Annotated in this window: 14 protein-coding genes; 6 read left to right on the forward strand and 8 right to left on the reverse strand. The window is 70.9% G+C overall.

Annotated features, from left to right (window positions below; translation table 11 throughout):
- Nucleotides 1-127 precede the first annotated feature (127 nt).
- Nucleotides 128-694, forward strand: coding sequence for a dienelactone hydrolase family protein (locus ACWEN6_RS38445; RefSeq protein WP_452576893.1), 567 nt, complete (start codon nucleotides 128-130; stop codon nucleotides 692-694).
- Nucleotides 695-1,036: 342 nt separating this feature from the next.
- Nucleotides 1,037-2,413, forward strand: coding sequence for a hypothetical protein (locus tag ACWEN6_RS38450; protein ID WP_452576894.1), 1,377 nt, complete (start codon nucleotides 1,037-1,039; stop codon nucleotides 2,411-2,413).
- Nucleotides 2,414-2,819: 406 nt separating this feature from the next.
- Here the strand turns inward: ACWEN6_RS38450 and ACWEN6_RS38455 are convergent, their stop codons facing one another.
- The 6 genes from ACWEN6_RS38455 to ACWEN6_RS38480 form a co-directional block, all read right to left on the reverse strand.
- Nucleotides 2,820-4,418: an AAA family ATPase gene (locus ACWEN6_RS38455; RefSeq protein ID WP_452576896.1), complete on the reverse strand. Its 1,599-nt coding sequence runs from the start codon at nucleotides 4,416-4,418 to the stop codon at nucleotides 2,820-2,822.
- A gap of 237 nt (nucleotides 4,419-4,655) precedes the next feature.
- A complete protein-coding gene (locus tag ACWEN6_RS38460; protein WP_354840680.1) occupies nucleotides 4,656-5,072 on the reverse strand; it encodes a MarR family winged helix-turn-helix transcriptional regulator in 417 nt (138 codons plus the stop codon).
- The gene (locus tag ACWEN6_RS38465; protein WP_452576898.1) at nucleotides 5,069-6,511 is read right to left on the reverse strand and encodes an MFS transporter; all 1,443 of its coding nucleotides are present in this window, start codon (nucleotides 6,509-6,511) and stop codon (nucleotides 5,069-5,071) included. The genes ACWEN6_RS38460 and ACWEN6_RS38465 overlap by 4 nt, the downstream gene beginning before the upstream one ends.
- 360 nt (nucleotides 6,512-6,871) lie before the next feature.
- Complete coding sequence (locus ACWEN6_RS38470) at nucleotides 6,872-7,876, reverse strand: HEAT repeat domain-containing protein (protein WP_452576900.1); 1,005 nt, start codon at nucleotides 7,874-7,876, stop codon at nucleotides 6,872-6,874.
- Between the two features lie 6 nt (nucleotides 7,877-7,882).
- The gene (locus ACWEN6_RS38475; RefSeq protein ID WP_452576901.1) at nucleotides 7,883-8,551 is read right to left on the reverse strand and encodes a HEAT repeat domain-containing protein; all 669 of its coding nucleotides are present in this window, start codon (nucleotides 8,549-8,551) and stop codon (nucleotides 7,883-7,885) included.
- A gap of 286 nt (nucleotides 8,552-8,837) precedes the next feature.
- Nucleotides 8,838-10,892: a glycoside hydrolase family 6 protein gene (locus tag ACWEN6_RS38480; protein ID WP_452576903.1), complete on the reverse strand. Its 2,055-nt coding sequence runs from the start codon at nucleotides 10,890-10,892 to the stop codon at nucleotides 8,838-8,840.
- 463 nt (nucleotides 10,893-11,355) lie between these two features.
- Between ACWEN6_RS38480 and ACWEN6_RS38485 the strand changes: the two genes are divergently transcribed.
- The 3 genes from ACWEN6_RS38485 (at nucleotide 11,356) to ACWEN6_RS38495 (ending at nucleotide 14,358) form a co-directional block, all read left to right on the forward strand.
- Complete coding sequence (locus ACWEN6_RS38485; RefSeq protein ID WP_452576905.1) at nucleotides 11,356-11,736, forward strand: VOC family protein; 381 nt, start codon at nucleotides 11,356-11,358, stop codon at nucleotides 11,734-11,736.
- A gap of 166 nt (nucleotides 11,737-11,902) precedes the next feature.
- Nucleotides 11,903-13,651 carry a hypothetical protein gene (locus tag ACWEN6_RS38490; RefSeq protein ID WP_452576907.1) on the forward strand — a complete coding sequence of 583 codons (1,749 nt, stop codon included), beginning with the start codon at nucleotides 11,903-11,905 and terminating at the stop codon, nucleotides 13,649-13,651.
- Entirely contained in the window at nucleotides 13,609-14,358 is a 750-nt protein-coding gene (locus tag ACWEN6_RS38495; protein WP_452576908.1) for a hypothetical protein, read from the forward strand. The genes ACWEN6_RS38490 and ACWEN6_RS38495 overlap by 43 nt, the downstream gene beginning before the upstream one ends.
- A gap of 108 nt (nucleotides 14,359-14,466) precedes the next feature.
- Here the strand turns inward: ACWEN6_RS38495 and ACWEN6_RS38500 are convergent, their stop codons facing one another.
- On the reverse strand, nucleotides 14,467-15,414 hold the full coding sequence (locus tag ACWEN6_RS38500) for a glycosyltransferase (RefSeq protein ID WP_452576910.1): 948 nt from the start codon (nucleotides 15,412-15,414) through the stop codon (nucleotides 14,467-14,469).
- Nucleotides 15,415-15,427: 13 nt separating this feature from the next.
- Nucleotides 15,428-15,952 carry a D-glycero-alpha-D-manno-heptose-1,7-bisphosphate 7-phosphatase gene (locus tag ACWEN6_RS38505; protein WP_452576912.1) on the reverse strand — a complete coding sequence of 175 codons (525 nt, stop codon included), beginning with the start codon at nucleotides 15,950-15,952 and terminating at the stop codon, nucleotides 15,428-15,430.
- A gap of 164 nt (nucleotides 15,953-16,116) precedes the next feature.
- Here ACWEN6_RS38505 and ACWEN6_RS38510 point away from each other — a divergent pair.
- The coding region (locus tag ACWEN6_RS38510; protein ID WP_452576914.1) for a carbamoyltransferase N-terminal domain-containing protein at nucleotides 16,117-16,608 on the forward strand (492 nt) is incomplete at its 3' end.

Consider the following 16,608-nt stretch of genomic DNA (forward strand, 5'->3'; position numbering starts at 1 on the left):
CTCCACCCCCTGGAGGCGGAGGAATTGATACACGCCGCAACCGGGTCGGCCTCTGTCACCAGGGAAGACGTGCGCGGCCGGGTCTGGACGGCCGAAGGTGGTGGTGGCGGTCGGGGAGGATGGCGGGATGGCTCACATCGCTCTGTTCCATTCCGTTTACGGGCTGCGCGACGTCGAACGCGCCGCCGCCGACCGCTTCCGCGCCGCCGGGCACGAGGTCGTCACGCCCGACCTGTACGCAGGTGAGAGCGCGACGACGATCGACCAAGGGTTCGTCCTGCAGAAACGGATCGGCTGGGAGGTCATCGTCGAACGGGCGCGCGACGCGGTACGGAAGATGCCCGCCGGCACGGTCCTCGCCGGCGTCTCGATGGGCGCCGGGGTCATCGGCGACCTGCTGGCGGATCGGCGCGACACGGCGGGCGTGCTGCTCGTGCACGGCATAGCCGAGATCCCCGCCTCGGCTCGGGCCGGCCTGCCCGTGCAACTGCACGTCGCCGACCCGGACGCGTTCGCGCCTCCCGCCGCCGTCGCCGCATGGGAAAGTGCCGCGACGGACGCCGGCTCCGTCGTACAGGTCTTCACCTATCCGGGAGCCGGGCACTTCTACACCGACGCGACTCTGCGCGAACACGACGAAGAAGCCACCGCCCTCACCTGGCAGCGAAGCATGGACTTCCTCCGCCACCTCTAACCCGCCGATGGGGGAACACCGGCGCCGAGGCGGGAGGAGAGGACGAATGGACCATCGGATGCGCTCGATGTGAAGCCGACCCGGCTCTGCGCTCTAGCCGGGTGGCTCTCCTCGTACGCCGACAGACCATGTCAGGGATCCGGTCTGGGGCCACGGGGGACATCGAGGTGCGGTCGAGTGGGATATTGCGGTCCTCTGGCCTGATGCGGACACGGGACGGTTGGCGATTGCCGGGGCGACGTGCCCGGCTTACGCTGCACAAGCCACCCCGTCCGCTGAGCACCGCGCCTGTTCGGCGTGCTCGCACCAGGTTCAGCGTTCCTCTCCCGAAAGAGGCCCACCATGTTTCCCGCTCAACCGTCCCCCGACAGCGGCATGCGCGAGGACCGTTCCAAGACGAACTCCGATCCCGGCGCGGTGGCGCCGACCGCCTTCCCGTTGCTGCTGACGCGCCTGGAGGACCACGTCAAGGAGGCCGGGATCACCCAGAACGCGGTGTGTGACGGCGCGGTCCGAAGCTATCTCGCGGCGATCCAGGATCCGGGGATCGACACCCTCGCCATGCCCGCGCTGGGCGTCCTGAGCAATCACATCGACGCGGCGATGCACGCGTGCTCGGTGATGGCTTCCGGGGCCTCGGTCTCGTCCTACGCGTCCATGGTCACCTCCAAGGCGACCAACACCTACGCGTCGGCCACCAACGTCGCCGCCGACGAGCACCTGGTCGCGCAGGTGGGCCTGGCGGTTCGCGCGCGCTTCGACCCGTACGTGGTCGCCTGTGAGCGGCAGCTGTACCTCAACCACGCGGACGTCCCCGCCGACCTGAAGGCCCTCATCCAGAACCACGCCGGCGGCTCGGTCAAGGACCCCCTGGTGGAGGCCGCCGAGCAGATCCTGCAGGCGGCGCACACGCCCGCCGACCCCACCAACGCCGAGAAGGCCGCGCTGGTCCAGGCCCTGGAGGCCCTCCCGGTGGTCCAGGCCATGTACAACGGCAAGCTCGCCGTCGGCGCCGGGGCCGAGGGCGGTTCTCTGCCCACCATCGTGGTGACCGCCGCCTGCAAGACCCAGAAGCACTTCGGCAAGTACGCCGACCAGTTCTTCAAGAACGCGCCGACCGGCATGGTGATCTATGCCGCACTCGTGCAGCCGTCGCGCAGGCCTCCCGCGAGGCACGTGTCGAACATCGAGGTCACCGAGGACACCGTCGAGCCCGGCCGGTTCTGGCTCGGCACCCGCGTGACGCAGTACCGGGCGAACGCCGCGCGCGTGGGCAACAAGGTGCGCCTGTCGGTGATGGACGACGTGTCCACGGTCGTGCACGAGATCGGGCACCAGGTCGAGTTCTACCTTCCCGCGGTCGAATGGATGCGCCTGCACCAGATCATCAGAATGCGCATGGTGGGCGCTCAGCTCGTCAACATCTATCCCAAGTCAGAGAAGGCCGAACCGGCCTTCGACGTCAGCGCCATGCCGGCGTTCGAGGCGTACTACACCAACCCGGATGCGCAGAGAAGCGGCAAGTACTACCCCGCCAAGCTGTACGTCTCCGGCGACACCGAACTGCTGTCCATGACCGTGCAGTTCTTCAGCCAGCCCGACACCGCGACCCTCATGATCCAGCGCGACCCGGTGCTCGCGGCGACCGTCCTGCGCGCCATCCGCCCGGACGACTTCACCAACTTCCCCGCCAACCTGCTGGCCCTGCTCCCCACCTGAGCACCTCAAGCACCACACGGGTCCATCAGGCGACCAGGGATGATCCAAGGCCGACACGTCAGAGTCATGCCGGCCGTCACGATCGCTCGAGGCAGCGCGCCTCATCCCTGGACGGTCAGCACGCCTACCGTGGAACCGGTCAGCACGTTCCCCGTCATCTCATCCAGCGCCAATGCCTCATCCATACGTCCCATAGTGACCCGACTCCCCCTCGGTGGTACTCCACGCGGCATCGCCCCAGCGCCGGAGACCCACTCACCCACCCGGCTCATCTCCCCTGACCAGGTGCTTGCTTCCAAGCCGGCAGGCCGCCGCCGTGGTATCACCACCGAGCACGGGCCGCCGCAGCCCATGACCGCCGATCGGCTGATCGAACCCTTCGACGGCGGAGACGACGCCGATCTCGTCACACTCGCAGAACGGTGACCTGGCGGCCGGACGGCGTGGTCGCCTGCTCGAATGCGCCTCGTTCCCTCCACGGCGGGGCTTCGGGGCGCCGGTCGAAGATCACCAGCGCGCCGGTGGTGAGGGTGAGGCGGTCCAGGTACCGGTCGAGTTGCGCGAGGCCGTCGGGCATCGGGTCGTTCTCGCCCGCTCGCCAGACCTTCAGCTCCATGGCCTCGCGCTGCGTGAGCCGTTCGCCTTCTGGGCCGGTGTAAGGCCAGCGGACCAGCACGTCCAGGCGTTTGGTGCCGGCGGCGTACTCCCGGTCGAGCCGGCCTCCGCCGTTGACCAGCCGGTGCAGGAAGGCCATGAGGATGATCTGACAGGCGGCCTCGTGGTAGCCCTCCTGCCGGACGAGCACCTCGCCGTGCTCGCGCCAGAACACGACGAACTCCCGCAACAGGCGCGGCAGGTCGAACCGGCCGTCCGGCAGCACAAAGCTGCGCGGATCGGCCATCACGTACTGTTCCGACGGGTTGCCGAGCACCCTCAGGATGACCTCCCGGTAGATCGGGTTCGCCACCTGCAGCGGGGGTTGCTCCTTGACCAGGCCCAGGTCGCGGACATAGGACAGGTCGTCGGAGAAGGTGAGGTCGACGTCGGGGAAGTCCCCGGCCAGGATGGGCTCGATCACCCGCTTTACTCTGGGCTCCCGCAGCCGGGCGACCAGCGCGTCCAGATGAGTGGCGCGCTTGCGGATCAGCCGCTCCTTGGCGTCCTCTATCTGCCCGACGGTGATGGTGGGAGTCATCCCTACCTGGAGGATGGTTTCGAAGGCCAGGGCGTTGACCAACCATGGTTGTCCTTGTGTGAGTTCGAAGACGCGCTCTATCGCGTCCTTGGTGAACTCCTGGCCGGTCGCCTGGGTGTGCTGGTCGTACAGTTCGGCGATCTGGTCGGCGCTGAAGTCGCTGAGACGCAGTGACTCGGCGACGATGTTGAACGGGCTGGCCGGGTTGGAGCGGCCGGGTTCGCCGCCCGAGGCGACCTTGTAGTCACGCAGGTCCCGCAACCCGCACAGCACCACGGAAGCGGGGAACGGGTAGCTCTCATGCCGCGCGTTGTGACCGGCGCGGAGCTGGCTGAGGATGCTGACCATGCCATTTCCCTGCAGGGCGTCGATCTCGTCGAAGAACAGCACCACCCGGCGCGGGCAGCGGCGGCACCACTCGCTCAGCGCCGTACGGACCCGGGTACCAGGGGGCGACTGCGGCCACTCATCGGGTGGCATCAGCTCATCGGGCCATCCCGACCGCTCGGCGGCCTCACGGATGGAATCCAGCAAAATCGATTCCGCTACCGCGAAGTCGTCACCGGCCACCTTGGTCTCTTCACAGGAGAACATCAGGGCGGCGGTGTCGCCTTCGGCGGTCAGCTCGGAGGCCAGGGTGCCTAGCGTGGTGGTCTTCCCGGTCTGCCGGGGCGCGTGCAGCACGAAGTACCGGTCCATCTCGACGAGCACCCGCGCCTGCGGAAGCCGCTGCGCGGCGGGCAACATGTAGTGGTGCAGAGGACCGCACGGGCCGGTGGTGTTGAAGTACCTCGCTCGGGGTGGCCGCATGGTCACAGTCTGCCATTCCCCGGCGCTCGCGTCCTGCCGCCGGAACCATGCAGATGCGCCGTTCTCACGCCCGCCTATCGGAGTCAGCACATCATCGAGACCGGGCGCCTAGTGCTGCGGGCCGTGCCGCGTGAGCGGCAGGACCGGCCGTCGGTCACCGAGTTCCGGGCGCTGCCGGCAAGCGCCCCGGCCGGAGGTCCGGGGGGCAGTGAGCTCTGATCCAACCAGCATCGTCATTCAGCGGGTGAGGGTGGCGATGATGCGGTCGAGGGTGGCGAGGTCGGCGGGGTCGAGGGCGAGGATGGCGGGCGGGGGCTCGTCGAGGATGCCCTCGGCGCGGGCGGCGGCCTTCTCGCCTTCGGGGGTGACGGTCACGATCTTCTGCCGGCGGTCGTCGGGGTGGACGTCGCGCACCACCAGGCCGCGGCGGACCAGGTCGTCCACGACCAGGGTGGTGTAGGGCGCGTCTATGGAGAGCTCGGTGGCGAGCTGGCGCATGGTCATCGGTGACCCCGCGAGGTGGCGCAGGGCCTTGACGCGGATGAAGCTCATGTCCAGGGCCGCGGTGACCTCCTTGCGGCGGTCGTACCGGTCGAGGATGAGCGTGCGCATGCCGTGCCAGGCTCGGGCGGCCATCTGGGGGTCGTGGCTCATGACGTGACGGGAATCCTCGTGTCCTCGACGGAGAGGTGCGCCGCGGTCCGCTCCGCGGTGCCCTTCGCCCATCTGCCCGTGGTGATGATACCCAGAGCGAGCACGACAGTCCCGTACGCGACGGTGATCCACCAGCCGGCCCGCCCGGCGGAGGCGAAGCCGTCGCGGAGCGATCCGGACAGGCCGGTGGCGAGCACCGAGCCGGCGATGGCGACGCCGAGCGACTGGCCGACCTGGCGGCTGGTCGAGGCGACGGCCGCGGCGACCCCGGCCTGCGAGATCGGCATGCCCGAGACGGCGGTGTTGGTGATCGGGGCGTTGACGATGCCGGAGCCCAGGCCGAAGACGGTGTAGGCGGCCAGGACCCAGAGCAGGGGCGTGTCGGCGCTCAGCCGGGTGAGCATGAGCCCGCTCACGGTGAAGGCGACACCGGCGATGACCAGGGACGGCCGGGGCCCGCGCTCGCCGACCAGCCGTCCGGACAGCGGGCCGCAGAGCAGGGTCATCGCGGCGATCGGCAGCGTGCACAGGCCCGCGTGGAACGGGGACAGGTGACGGACGTCCTGCAGGTACAGGGTGTTGAGGAACAGGAATCCGCCGAAGGCGGCGAACGCGCTCATCGCGATGACCGAGGCGCCGGAGAAGGGGACGCTGCGGAAGAAGCGCAGGTCGATGAGGGGTTCGCGGCGGCGCGGCTCGTAGATGAGCAGGCCGGCGAGCCCGGCGACCGCGAGGAGGGAGAACCCGATGATGAGCGGCGACCCCCAGCCGTGCCCCGGCGCCTCGATGATCGCGTAGGTGAGCGCGGCCAGTGTCACGATGACCAGCACCTGCCCGACGGGGTCGATGCGGCGGGCGCGCGAGGCCCGCGACTCGGGGACGAAGACGGCGGTGAGCACCAGGGCGGCCGCGGCGACCGGCACGTTGATCCAGAAGATGGCGCGCCAGCCGATCGAGTCGATGAGCGCGCCGCCGACGACCGGGCCGAGGCCGATGCTGATGCCGACCACGCCTCCCCACACGCCGATGGCGCGGGCGCGTTCGCGGGGGTCGGTGAAGATGTTGGTGACGATCGACATGGCGACGGGGTTCAGCATCGAGCCGCCGATGGCCTGCACGACGCGGAAGGCCACCAGCCAGCCGAGGCTCGGCGCGAGCCCGCACAGCAGGGAGCCGAGCGCGAAGACCACCAGGCCGGTCTGGAACGTGCGCCGCCGTCCGACGCGGTCGCCGGTCGAGCCGGCCAGCAGCAAAAGGCTGGCCAGCACAAGGGTGTAGGCGTCGATGGTCCACTGCATGCCCGAGACGGGCGCGTGCAGGTCGCGCTCGATCGCCGGGAGGGCGACGTTCACGATGGTGTTGTCGAGCCCGACGATGAACAGGCTCATGCAGCAGATGACCAGGACGAGCATTCGCCTGCGGCGGCTGAGCTCCGGCACGACGCCTCCATACTTGTAGGCATACAATGGTTTTAATAGTACAACCAATGCCTCGATAGCCGGATTTATGCCCATGAGCTGCGGATACATGGCGAACGCCGGGGAAGGACGACTTCGTGGGGGCGTGCGACGGCCGGTCTCCTGAGCCGGACTCCGTTCACGGACGTCCGCCGGGGACCGCGCAGCGCGTTCGGGCCGGGCTCCGCCGTCGCCGCGCTCTGGGGGACAGCGGCCTGCCGCGACTCGCCGCGGCCGATCTCGTCCGGCCGCGACGATGGCGCCGTCACGTGGCTGTCCCCCACCCGTCCCCGATCGCACCCTTGGGTGAGGTCCGGGGCAGCGTCCAACGGCGAAGGGCGGTTATCGTGCGTCGCGTATCCGGAGGATGTACGCCGCGGTGAGCGCGACGGCGCGGTCTTCGTCCTGCGACAGGCCGGCGAGGGCTCGCGAGGCGGTGGTTCCCGGGATCTCCGCGAGCGCATGGGCCAGCCGTAGACGGGCGGACGGTCCGACGGTGCCAGGGGCGAGGTGATCGACGAGCCTGGCGGCGATCTGTTCCGCCGAAGCCGGACGACTCGCCAGCGCGCTCAGCGCGTCGGCGGCGTCGACGTCGTTCACGCCCTCGACGACCATGTCGACGAGCATCGGGACCGCGTCGGCCACTCCACGGGTCCCGAGTGCCAGCGCCGCGTACCTGCGGACCACGACGTCGGGGTTCTCGAGGGCGTCCCGTAGCAGCGTGGTCGCTCCGCCGTCCGGGATCTCGGCGATCGACCGGACGGCACGGACGCGCACCTCGGCCGCCGGTGAGCCGAGGCCCTGCGCCAGCGGCGCCAGCGCGTCATCGCCCGATCGCGCCAGCGCCCACCGAAGGGCTCCGGCGACGTTCGGGTCCGCCTCGCTCAGCGCCGCCTCGACCAGCGCTTCCACCGGCACCGGGACCTCACCGGCCGAGGACAGGGCCGCGTGCTGGCGCCTGCCGGCGCTCGCGGCCCCGAGGTCCCGCAGGAGTGCGACGATCTGCAGGACCTCCTCCCAGCCCGCGGGTTCCGCCGCGCCGATCCGGCGGAGCCGGGTGAGCAGCTCCGTCTCGGCCGCGATGCGTTCCTGCGTCTGGCGGATGAGGTCGTCGACGAGCTCCGAGGGCGTGAAGTCGCGGTCATCCAGCGCGCGCCCGATCTCACGTAGCGACAGCCCCAATGACCGCAGGCTCTCGATATGGAAGATCCGCCGGATGTCCTCACCGGAGTACTCGCGATAGCCGGCGCTGGTACGGCCCGTCGGCCGCACCAGACCGAGCGCGTCGTAGTGCCTGAGCATGCGGGCGCTGACCCCGGACCGCCGGGCCACATCACCGATCAACACTGCCCATCACTCCTCCTTGCCGGAGCCGCCGAGGGCGACGACGCGCTTCGCCTCCTCGATCGCGAACTCGAATCCGGCATCCGGATCGCGTGACAGCCGCTCCGTGGCGATCGCGTGCTGACGCACACGGGGGTCGGGATGCGTCATGGCGGCGCGCAGGGCCGGCGTGATCACATTATCGAGCGCGACCAGCGCCCGGCTGAGGCTCAACTGTGTCGCACGTTCGCCGCGTCCGAGCTGTGTGGCCAGCACTCCGGCCAGCTCGGGTCGCTCACCTTCGGGCACGAGCACGACCGCCGCCCGCCAGGCGCTCCGCGCGACCTCGTCGTCGGCGTCGGTCAGCAGCGCCCTGGTGATCGCCGGCCACGCCCGCCGATCGCCGATCTTGGACAGCGTGTGCAGGGCCTGACTTCGTGCCTGCGCGCGCTCCGAGCGGAGCTCGTCGATGAGCCTGGGAACCGTCATCGCCGCCGCGTGGCGGGTGAGCGCCCACGTGAGCATGTCGCGTACGTAGAATTCCGGCTCTACCGCGCACCGTTCGACGAGCGCGTCGACGAACCGCGGGCCGGGGCTCGTGCCCACCGCCAGCGCCGCCCGTAGCCGCACTGACGGGTCGCCGTTCTCCAGCCCCTGGATGGCTCGAATCGTCTCGGTGTCCTGGTCCGGCATGGTCATCGGGACCACCTCCTCGGCCACAGTGAAGACCTTGTCACCGTGTCAAGGTCAAGCGGGATCACGCCGTGAGGTCGCCAGGAGAGGTCACAGGCCCCGCGCTCACCCCGGGCGCGGTGGACACAGCGGTGGACACAGCGGTGGACACAGCGGTGGACACAGCGGTGGACACAAAACAGCGTGGTCCCGCTCCGGAAGGACCCCTGTCCGGAGTGGGACCACGCTGGGTGGTGGTGGCGGGCCCCGCCACGGCCGTGTCAGCCGGGGCGAGGTCCGCAGTCTGCGATTGTCAGTTGATGGGCGGGTAGGCGTTGGCGAGGAGCTGGCGGAACTGCGCCGAGAACCACGCACCGGCGATCGGGGAGTCCGGCAGGGCGCCGGTCGGGTTGTTGCCGTTGCGCTCGTTACCGCCGTAGGTCGGGTCGCACATCCGGTCGAAGCCCTTGCCCTCGTTGTTGTCGATCGCCTTGCTGGAGCCGTCGGACTCACCCGGAGGCTTGATCCAGACGTAGGCGTCGATACCGGTGGCGGGAGCCGCCTTGGGCCGCTCGCCGATGCCGGCGCCGCTCTGGTTGCACCAGTTGCCGGCGTGGACGCGCCGGTCGACCTTGGAGGCGTTCACGAAGGTGTCGACGTTGGTCGAGGTGCTGGGCCCGGAGGGCCGAGCCGAGCCGCCCCAGCCGTTGCGCGAGGTGTCGATCAGCATTCCGATGTTGGAGTTGAACCCCTGGGAGACCAGCTCCTGGCGGAACGCCTGCGCATAGGTCAGCTCGTCGACGTAGTAGTTCCAGTCGACCCACTTGGACTGACGCACCGACTGGCCGCCCACCGTGGTGTTGATGGTGAAGTACGGCTCGGTCAGGGCCGAGTAGTTGGCGGTGTTGGTGATGAAGCCGTCGACGCTGGCGAAGCCGGCGGTGGTGCCGCGCACGGTGTCGGCGAACAGCTGGGCGGAGGGACGGAAGTTGCTGTCCCAGCCGAGCCAGCCGTGGTGCCCGGCGTCGATGTAGGTGTAGACGTTCTTGATGGCGTGCAGCTTGTTCAGCGCGTACTGAATACCCTGGACGTAGGCGCCGCTGGACTTGGCCTCGGCGCACGCCGCGATGCTGGTGTTGGTGACCAGGTTCGGCAGCGAGTCGATCTCGATGACCGTCACGATGCGCAGGTTCGAGTACTTCGAGTCGCTCAGGATGGCGGCGATCGGGTCGATGAACTCGCTCTTGTAGCGGCTGAGGCCGTTCTCCGAGACCTTGAGCTCACCGTTGGAGGCCAGCGCCGAGCAGTCACGGTTGGGCAGGTCGTAGACGACGAACTGGATCGTCAGCGGGGTGCTGCCGTTGGCGGCGTCCTGCTGGACGGCCGCGTCGAGGTGCGCCCGCACGCCCTTGACGCTGGAGCTGCCCTCGATGGCGGCGATGCGGTCCAGCCACACGCCGGTCGAGAGGTTGGCGACGGCGGAGCCGCCCGGCTCGGCCGCGGCCTTGGAGGACCAGTCGGAGTTCACGTAACCGGTCGCGCCCGAGTACGGGTTGTCGACGTGCGTCGGCGTGGTGCCGCCGTCGTTGTCGGACTCGGTGGCGGTCACCGACACCGAGGACAGACCGGAGGAGGCCACGCTGAAGGTACGCGAGCCGCTGGTGGTGTCACTGTCCTCGGCGGCCGCCAGGGTGACGTTCTGCGCGGTGTTCCAGTTCGACGTGGTGAAGGTCAGGCTGGAGCCGCTGCTGACGGTGAGGTCGGAGTCGCCGCTGCCGGCGGTCGAGGTCACCGTCACGCTGGAGCTGGGCTGCCGCGCCAGGCGCACGCCGTAGGTGGCGGTGCTGCCCTCGGGGACGGTCACCGACGTCGGGCTGACCACCAGCGACTGGACGCCCGGAGTCGGGGTCGGAGTCGGAGTGGGGGTCGGCGTGGGAGTCGGCGTCGGCGTCGGGGTGGGCGTCGGCGTGGGGGTCGGCGTCGGCTGAGGGCCGCCGTTGCACGTCGTGCCGTTGATGGCGAAGCTCGTCGGGTTGCTGTTGCTGCCGCTGAAGCTGCCGTTGAACCCGAGCGTCCACGAGGCGCCGCTGGCCTGGCTGCCGTTGTAGGACTCGTTCCGCGCGCTCACGTTGGCGCCCGACTGCGACCACTGGGCGCTCCACCCGTTGGTCACCCGCTGGTTGCCGGGGAAGGTGAACGTCAGCGTCCAGTTGGACAGCGCGTCGCCGAGGTTCTTGATGACGAGGTTGCCACCGAACCCGCCACCGCCCTCCCACGACTTGGTATACGTGACATCACAGGCGACCGCGGCGTGGGCCGTGGTCGGGGCCGCGGCGAGCCCGATGCCGGTGAGCACTAGCGCTGTCACCGCCGTCAAGCCTCGTCGCCAGGATCTCTGGTGGGGTCCCATTGTCTGTTTGTCTCCCTCATGAAACTGATGGGGTTCGCCGCCTTCTTGAGACGGCCAAGCAGCACCCAGCTCGACATCGCCTGTGGGAGCGCTCCCATCGTCGGAGTGTTTCGGGAGGATGTACAGCAGATTGCGCACCGCCCCCGCAAGGCCGCAACCGCCGATGTCCCGCGTGGCCCACCGGACCCGCGGTGGCCTTGGCAAACGCGGGTCACAGCACAGTGGATCACCGGGCAGCCCGATGAAACATTCATCTGGAACCGCGTTCTGGGCGCTTTCGCGCCGGTCACGGACCGGTGATCCGGCGCTCGCCCCGCCCACCGCCGTCCCACGCCCCGCTGAAAGCAATCGAAACCCGTCGTTTAACCGGCTTCCGCCGGTGCAGGAACCGGGGACGGAACCCCACGTCACAGGAGGCGGAATGTCGGACAGGCCCAGCATGTCGCTGTCGGGCATCGTGCTCGACGCCCCCGACGCGCAGGAACTGGCGGCGTTCTACCGCCGGCTCCTGGGCTGGACGGTGTCGCAGGACGAGCCGGACTGGGTGAAGCTCGCCGCCCCGGACGGCGGGCCGGGCCTGTCGTTCCAGACCGAGACCGCGTACACCCGGCCGACCTGGCCCGCCGGCGCCGGCGACCAGCGGATGATGGTCCACCTCGACATCAAGGTGGAGGACCTGGAGGTCGCCGGCGCGCACGCCGCGGCTTCGGGCGCGGTCCTGGCCGACTTCCAGCCACAGGACGACGTCCGCGTCTACCTCGACCCGGCCGGCCACCCCTTCTGCCTGTTCACCACCGAGTAGCCCGCGACGTCCGTCGCTGACCGCCCTACGACCAGGCCGCTGACCGCCCAGGCCGTACGCGACGTCGCAAGCCGATCGCCCTTCCGCCGATCCGGGTTGTTCACGCGCGGTTCAGCCGCTCTTGCCAATCTGCCTGACGTAGCCGGGGCAAGATCTCTCCGGCGGGATGGAAGGGCAAGAAATGGGCCACGGGCACGACCACCCTCACGAGCACTCGCACGCTCACCCCCACGACCACTCCCACGGCGCCGGGCACGCCGGCCAGGGCGACCTCGCGCCGGTGGTGGACCTGTCGGTTCCCGACGCCGAGCTCTCCCCCGGCGAGCTCTCGCGCCGCCAGATGTTCCGCCGCGCGGGCCTGCTGGGCGCGGGCCTGACCGCCGCCGGCGTGCTGGGCACGCAGGGCGCCGCGGCCGCCGCCACGCAGCGCACCCGCACGAGCACCGAGCCCCGTGACGGCTACCTGTGGCTGGCCGGCGACCACCACATCCACACCCAGCACAGCAGCGACGGCATGTACAAGGTGAGCGACCAGGTCAGGCACGGCAACGCCTACGGCCTGGACTGGATGGTCATCACCGACCACGGCAGCGTCGCGCACGCCAAGATCGGCGTGGACAAGGTCAACCCGGACATCGTCGCCACGCGCAAGGCCGTCAAGGACACCCTGGTCTTCCAGGGGCTCGAGTGGAACATCCCGGCCGCCGAGCACGGCACCGTCTTCGTGGCGCCGGGCCGCAACGAGGTCGCCACGCTGAAGGAGTTCGAGAACTCCTTCGACGGCTCGGTCAAGGGCGCGACCGCCGGCACCCCGCAGAACGAGGCGCTGGCCATCGCGGGCCTGAACTTCCTGGCCGACGCCGTGCGCCGGCGCCGCGTCGAGGACGCGCTGTTCCTCGCCAACCACCCCGCGCGCAAGGGCCTGGACACCCCGCACGAGATCCGCGGCTGGCGGGACGCGCAGCCGTCCATCGCCGTCGGCATGGAGGGCGCGCCCGGCCACCAGGCCGCGGGCATCGCCAAGCCCAACGGCGCCGGCAGCGGGCGCGGCTTCTACGACAACAGCCCAAGCGCCGACTCCTTCGCCGCCTACCCCCCCGAGAGCTACAAGACCTTCGGCGGGTTCGACTGGATGACCGCCACCGTCGGCGGCCTGTGGGACAGCCTCCTGGCCGAGGGCAAGAGCTGGTGGATCACCGCCAACTCCGACTCCCACACGGTGTACCTCGACACCAGCGACCGCGGGCCGGGCGGGAACTTCGACACCGACGGCCGGTACAACGATCCGATCTACAAGGGCGTGCCGAACACCTCCAGCGGCGACTTCTGGCCGGGCTACTACAGCAAGACCCACGTCGGGTCGCGCGAGTTCTCCTACACCGCCGTCATGGACGGCATCCGCCAGGGCCGCGTCTGGGTGGACCACGGCGGCCTGATCACCGCCCTGGTCGTCCGCGCCCGCCAGACGGGCACCGGCCAGCGCGGGGTGACGCTCGGCGACACGCTGCACGTCCGCAAGGGCGCCAAGGTGGAGATCGCCATCGAGATCACCCTGGCGAACCAGCCCAACTGGGCGCAGTTCATCCCGGCCCTGGCCCGCGTGGACGTCATCCAGGGCGAGGTGACCGGCCCGGTGTCCGACAAGGACGTCTTCACCACCCCGGCGACCAAGGTCGTGAAGTCCTTCGAGGTGAAGAAGAACACCGGCACGGTCACCTTCACCTACCAGGTCGGCGCCGTCGACCGCCCGGTGTACGTGCGCCTGCGCGGCACCGACGGCAACCGCGGCGCCGTGGGCCTGCTGGGCGCGTCGGTGGACCCGGCCGGCCCGGCGATCGACGTCTTCGGCGACGCCGACCCGTGGAAGGACCTGTGGTTCTACAGCAACCCGATCTGGATCGCGCCGCGCGGATGATCCTCGGCCTGGACGCGGGCTCGCGGACGGTCGCGGAGGCCGAGCACCTTCTCCACGAGATGGCGGAGTCGCTCGGCCTCCCGGCCGGGACCGTGGGCTGCACGCACTTCGTCCGCACCACGGGCCTGGCGCACGTGGCCTGCTCCCTGTCCGTCCCCGCCGCGACGGGGAAGGATGCGGGCACCGCTCCGGCCGGCGGCGCGGGCGCGCCCTGCGCCGACGGTACGCAGGCCGATACGGCCGGCGGTGCGGGCACGGCTCGGCTCTGCGGTACGCATGCCGATACGGCCGGCGGCGGGAGCACGGCCCTGGCAGGCGTCGTGGATCTCGGCGCGCTGCCGGCCTATCTGGGGGCGGCGCTCGGCGACGCCCGCACCGGGCCCGGCGACCTCGCGGAGGGCGCCGCGCTCGCGGCGGCCGCGCACGCCGCGGGGTCCAGCGGCCGTCTGGTGCTGTTCCCGGGCAGGGACGCGCTCACCGGCACCCTGACCACGGCCGAGGTGCTCGCCCGTTCGGCGGTCGAGCGGGTCGTGGTGCTCGGCCGGACCGAGGACCCCGCGCCGGACGCGCCCTTGGCCACCAACGACTTCGTCCGGCCGCAGTGGCGCGACGGGCGGATCGTCCTGCTCGCCATGCCGGCGGCGGGCGGGATGCTCATGCCGGCCGAGGTGCCGAACCCCACCCCGTGCTGCGCCGACCACGGCTGACCGCCTGAGGCGGGGCCGCGGGCCGACACCGGCGGCCCCGAACCTCGGGCGGGACGACCCGCGCGTCTGGCACGACGGCCCGCGCCACAGGCTGTGACAGCCCGCGCGTCAGGCGCGGGCCGTCGCGGTCTCGGCGAGGAGCCGGTCCCAGTCGGCGAGGAAGCGGTCCAGCCCGTAGCGGGCGCAGGCGGCGGCCCGGGCCGCCTTGCCCGCCTGGGCCGCCGCCGCCGGGTCGGCGGTGAACGCCCGCAGGGCGGCGGTCAGCGTCGCGAGCCGGGTCGAGATCACCCCGGCCTCCGGCGGCACGGCCTCGACGGCCTCGGTGGTCGCGAGCGCGACCACCGGCATGCCCAGCATCATGGCCTCGATCAGCGACAGGCCCAGCGACGTCCACCGGTAGGGGTGCAGGTAGACGCGGCGCCGGGCCAGCTCGGCGTGCATCTCGCGCTGCGGCAGGTCCTCGAAGACGCCGTACGGCAGGCCGGTGACCTTCATGCCGAACACGTCCAGCGGCGCGGCGGCGGCGAACGCCGGCAGCAGGTCGGTCCCGGCGACCCGGGTGCGGCGCACCGGCTCGTTGACCACGACGCCGGCCCGGGCCACCTCGCCGGTGTAGCGGTGGCCGGGGTCGACGACGCCGTGCTCGATGACCCGGGTGGGCGCCCGCCCCGCGTCCCAGAACAGCTCGTTGAAGTGCGTGACGTGCACCAGCGGGATGTCGTCTCGGCCGGCCAGCGGATGGCGGGTGGCCGGGACGTCCCCGGCAGGGGTGTTGTGCTCGACGTAGACGGCGGGCACGTCCCGGCCGGGACGGCGGCCGAGCCAGCGCTCGGCCAGGTCCGGCTCGTGCGGCCGCTGGAGCACGACCACGTCGACGTCCTCCTCGCGCAGGCGGTCCCATGGGACCTCGCGGACGGAGGCGGGCCAGGTGTAGGTGCGCGCCCTTCCGCGCCCGTCGGGGCCACGGCCGGCGGTGAGCGGCACCATGTAGTCGTGGCCGCCCCGGACGAACGCGGTCGTCCAGGACCCGTGCACATGCCACAGCAGCACCCTCATGGCCTCGCCTCTCTCATGTCAGCACCCGCTCGACGGCGTCGGCGAGGTCGCGGGCGACCTCCGGGGCGGCGTCGACCTCGGCGGGGAGGGTCACCGGGGTCGGGACCAGGATGCCCCTGGCCCCGGCCGCGCGGGCGGCCTCCATGTCGCGGCCGATGTCGCCGATGACCACGCAGTCGGCCGGGGCGACGCCGAGGGCCCGCGCGGCCCGCAGGACGAGGCCGGGCATGGGCTTGCGGCAGGCGCAACCGTCGCCGTCGTCGTGCGGGCACACCGCCCAGACCCCGAACGGGCCGAGCAGCTCCTCGACGCGGGCGTTGACCCTGCGCAGGGCGACGGCGTCGAACAGGCCCTTGGCCACGCCGGCCTGGTTGGTGACCACGCCGAGGGGCATTCCGGCCCCGCGCAGCCGGTCGAGGGCGGCCCGTGCGCCGGGCATGGGGCTGACCAGCCGCGGGTCGGCGTTGTAGGGGACGTCGTGGATGAGCGTGCCGTCGCGGTCGAACAGCACCGCGCGTGGACGGGGGTGGATCGGCACGGGGAGACCTCCAGCCTGCCGGATGCCCTTTCTCGTAAGGGACAAACGACTACTTTGGGTGACGACACGCAGCGTGCTCCTTCCTTAGTGCCCGTTTTGCCGCTGCTTACTGTTTGGGAAGCGCTTCTCTCGGTAGTCATCCCCCGCCGATGGAGGGAGAAGCGATGAGGTTCCTCGGCATCAATGCGATCTTCCACGACCCCGCCGCCGCGCTCGTGGTCGACGGGCGCGTGGTGGCGGCCGCGGAGGAGGAACGGTTCAGCCGCCGCAAACATGGCAAGCGTCCCGTGCCCTTCTCGGCCTGGGAGCTCCCCGAGCAGGCCGCCGCGTGGTGCCTGAGCCAGGCGGGCCTGCGCCCTGAGGACCTGGACGCGGTCGCCTACTCCTACGACCCCGCGCTCGTGCGCCCCGGCGGCCCCGGTCAGGACCAGCGCTGGGAGGACCTGCGCACCTCCTACGCCCGCCGCGCCCCGTCGTTCCTGTCCACCTACCTGCCGGGACTGGACCCCGACCAGGTCGCCTACGTGCCGCACCACGTCGCGCACGCCGCCTCGGCCGGATTGGCGGCGCCGTATCGTGATTCGGCGGTGCTGGTGTGCGACGGGCGGGGTGAGGCGGTGTCGCACCTGGCCGGCCACTACCGCGGCGGCGACCTG

Source organism: Sphaerisporangium sp. NPDC004334, from assembly GCF_053602655.1.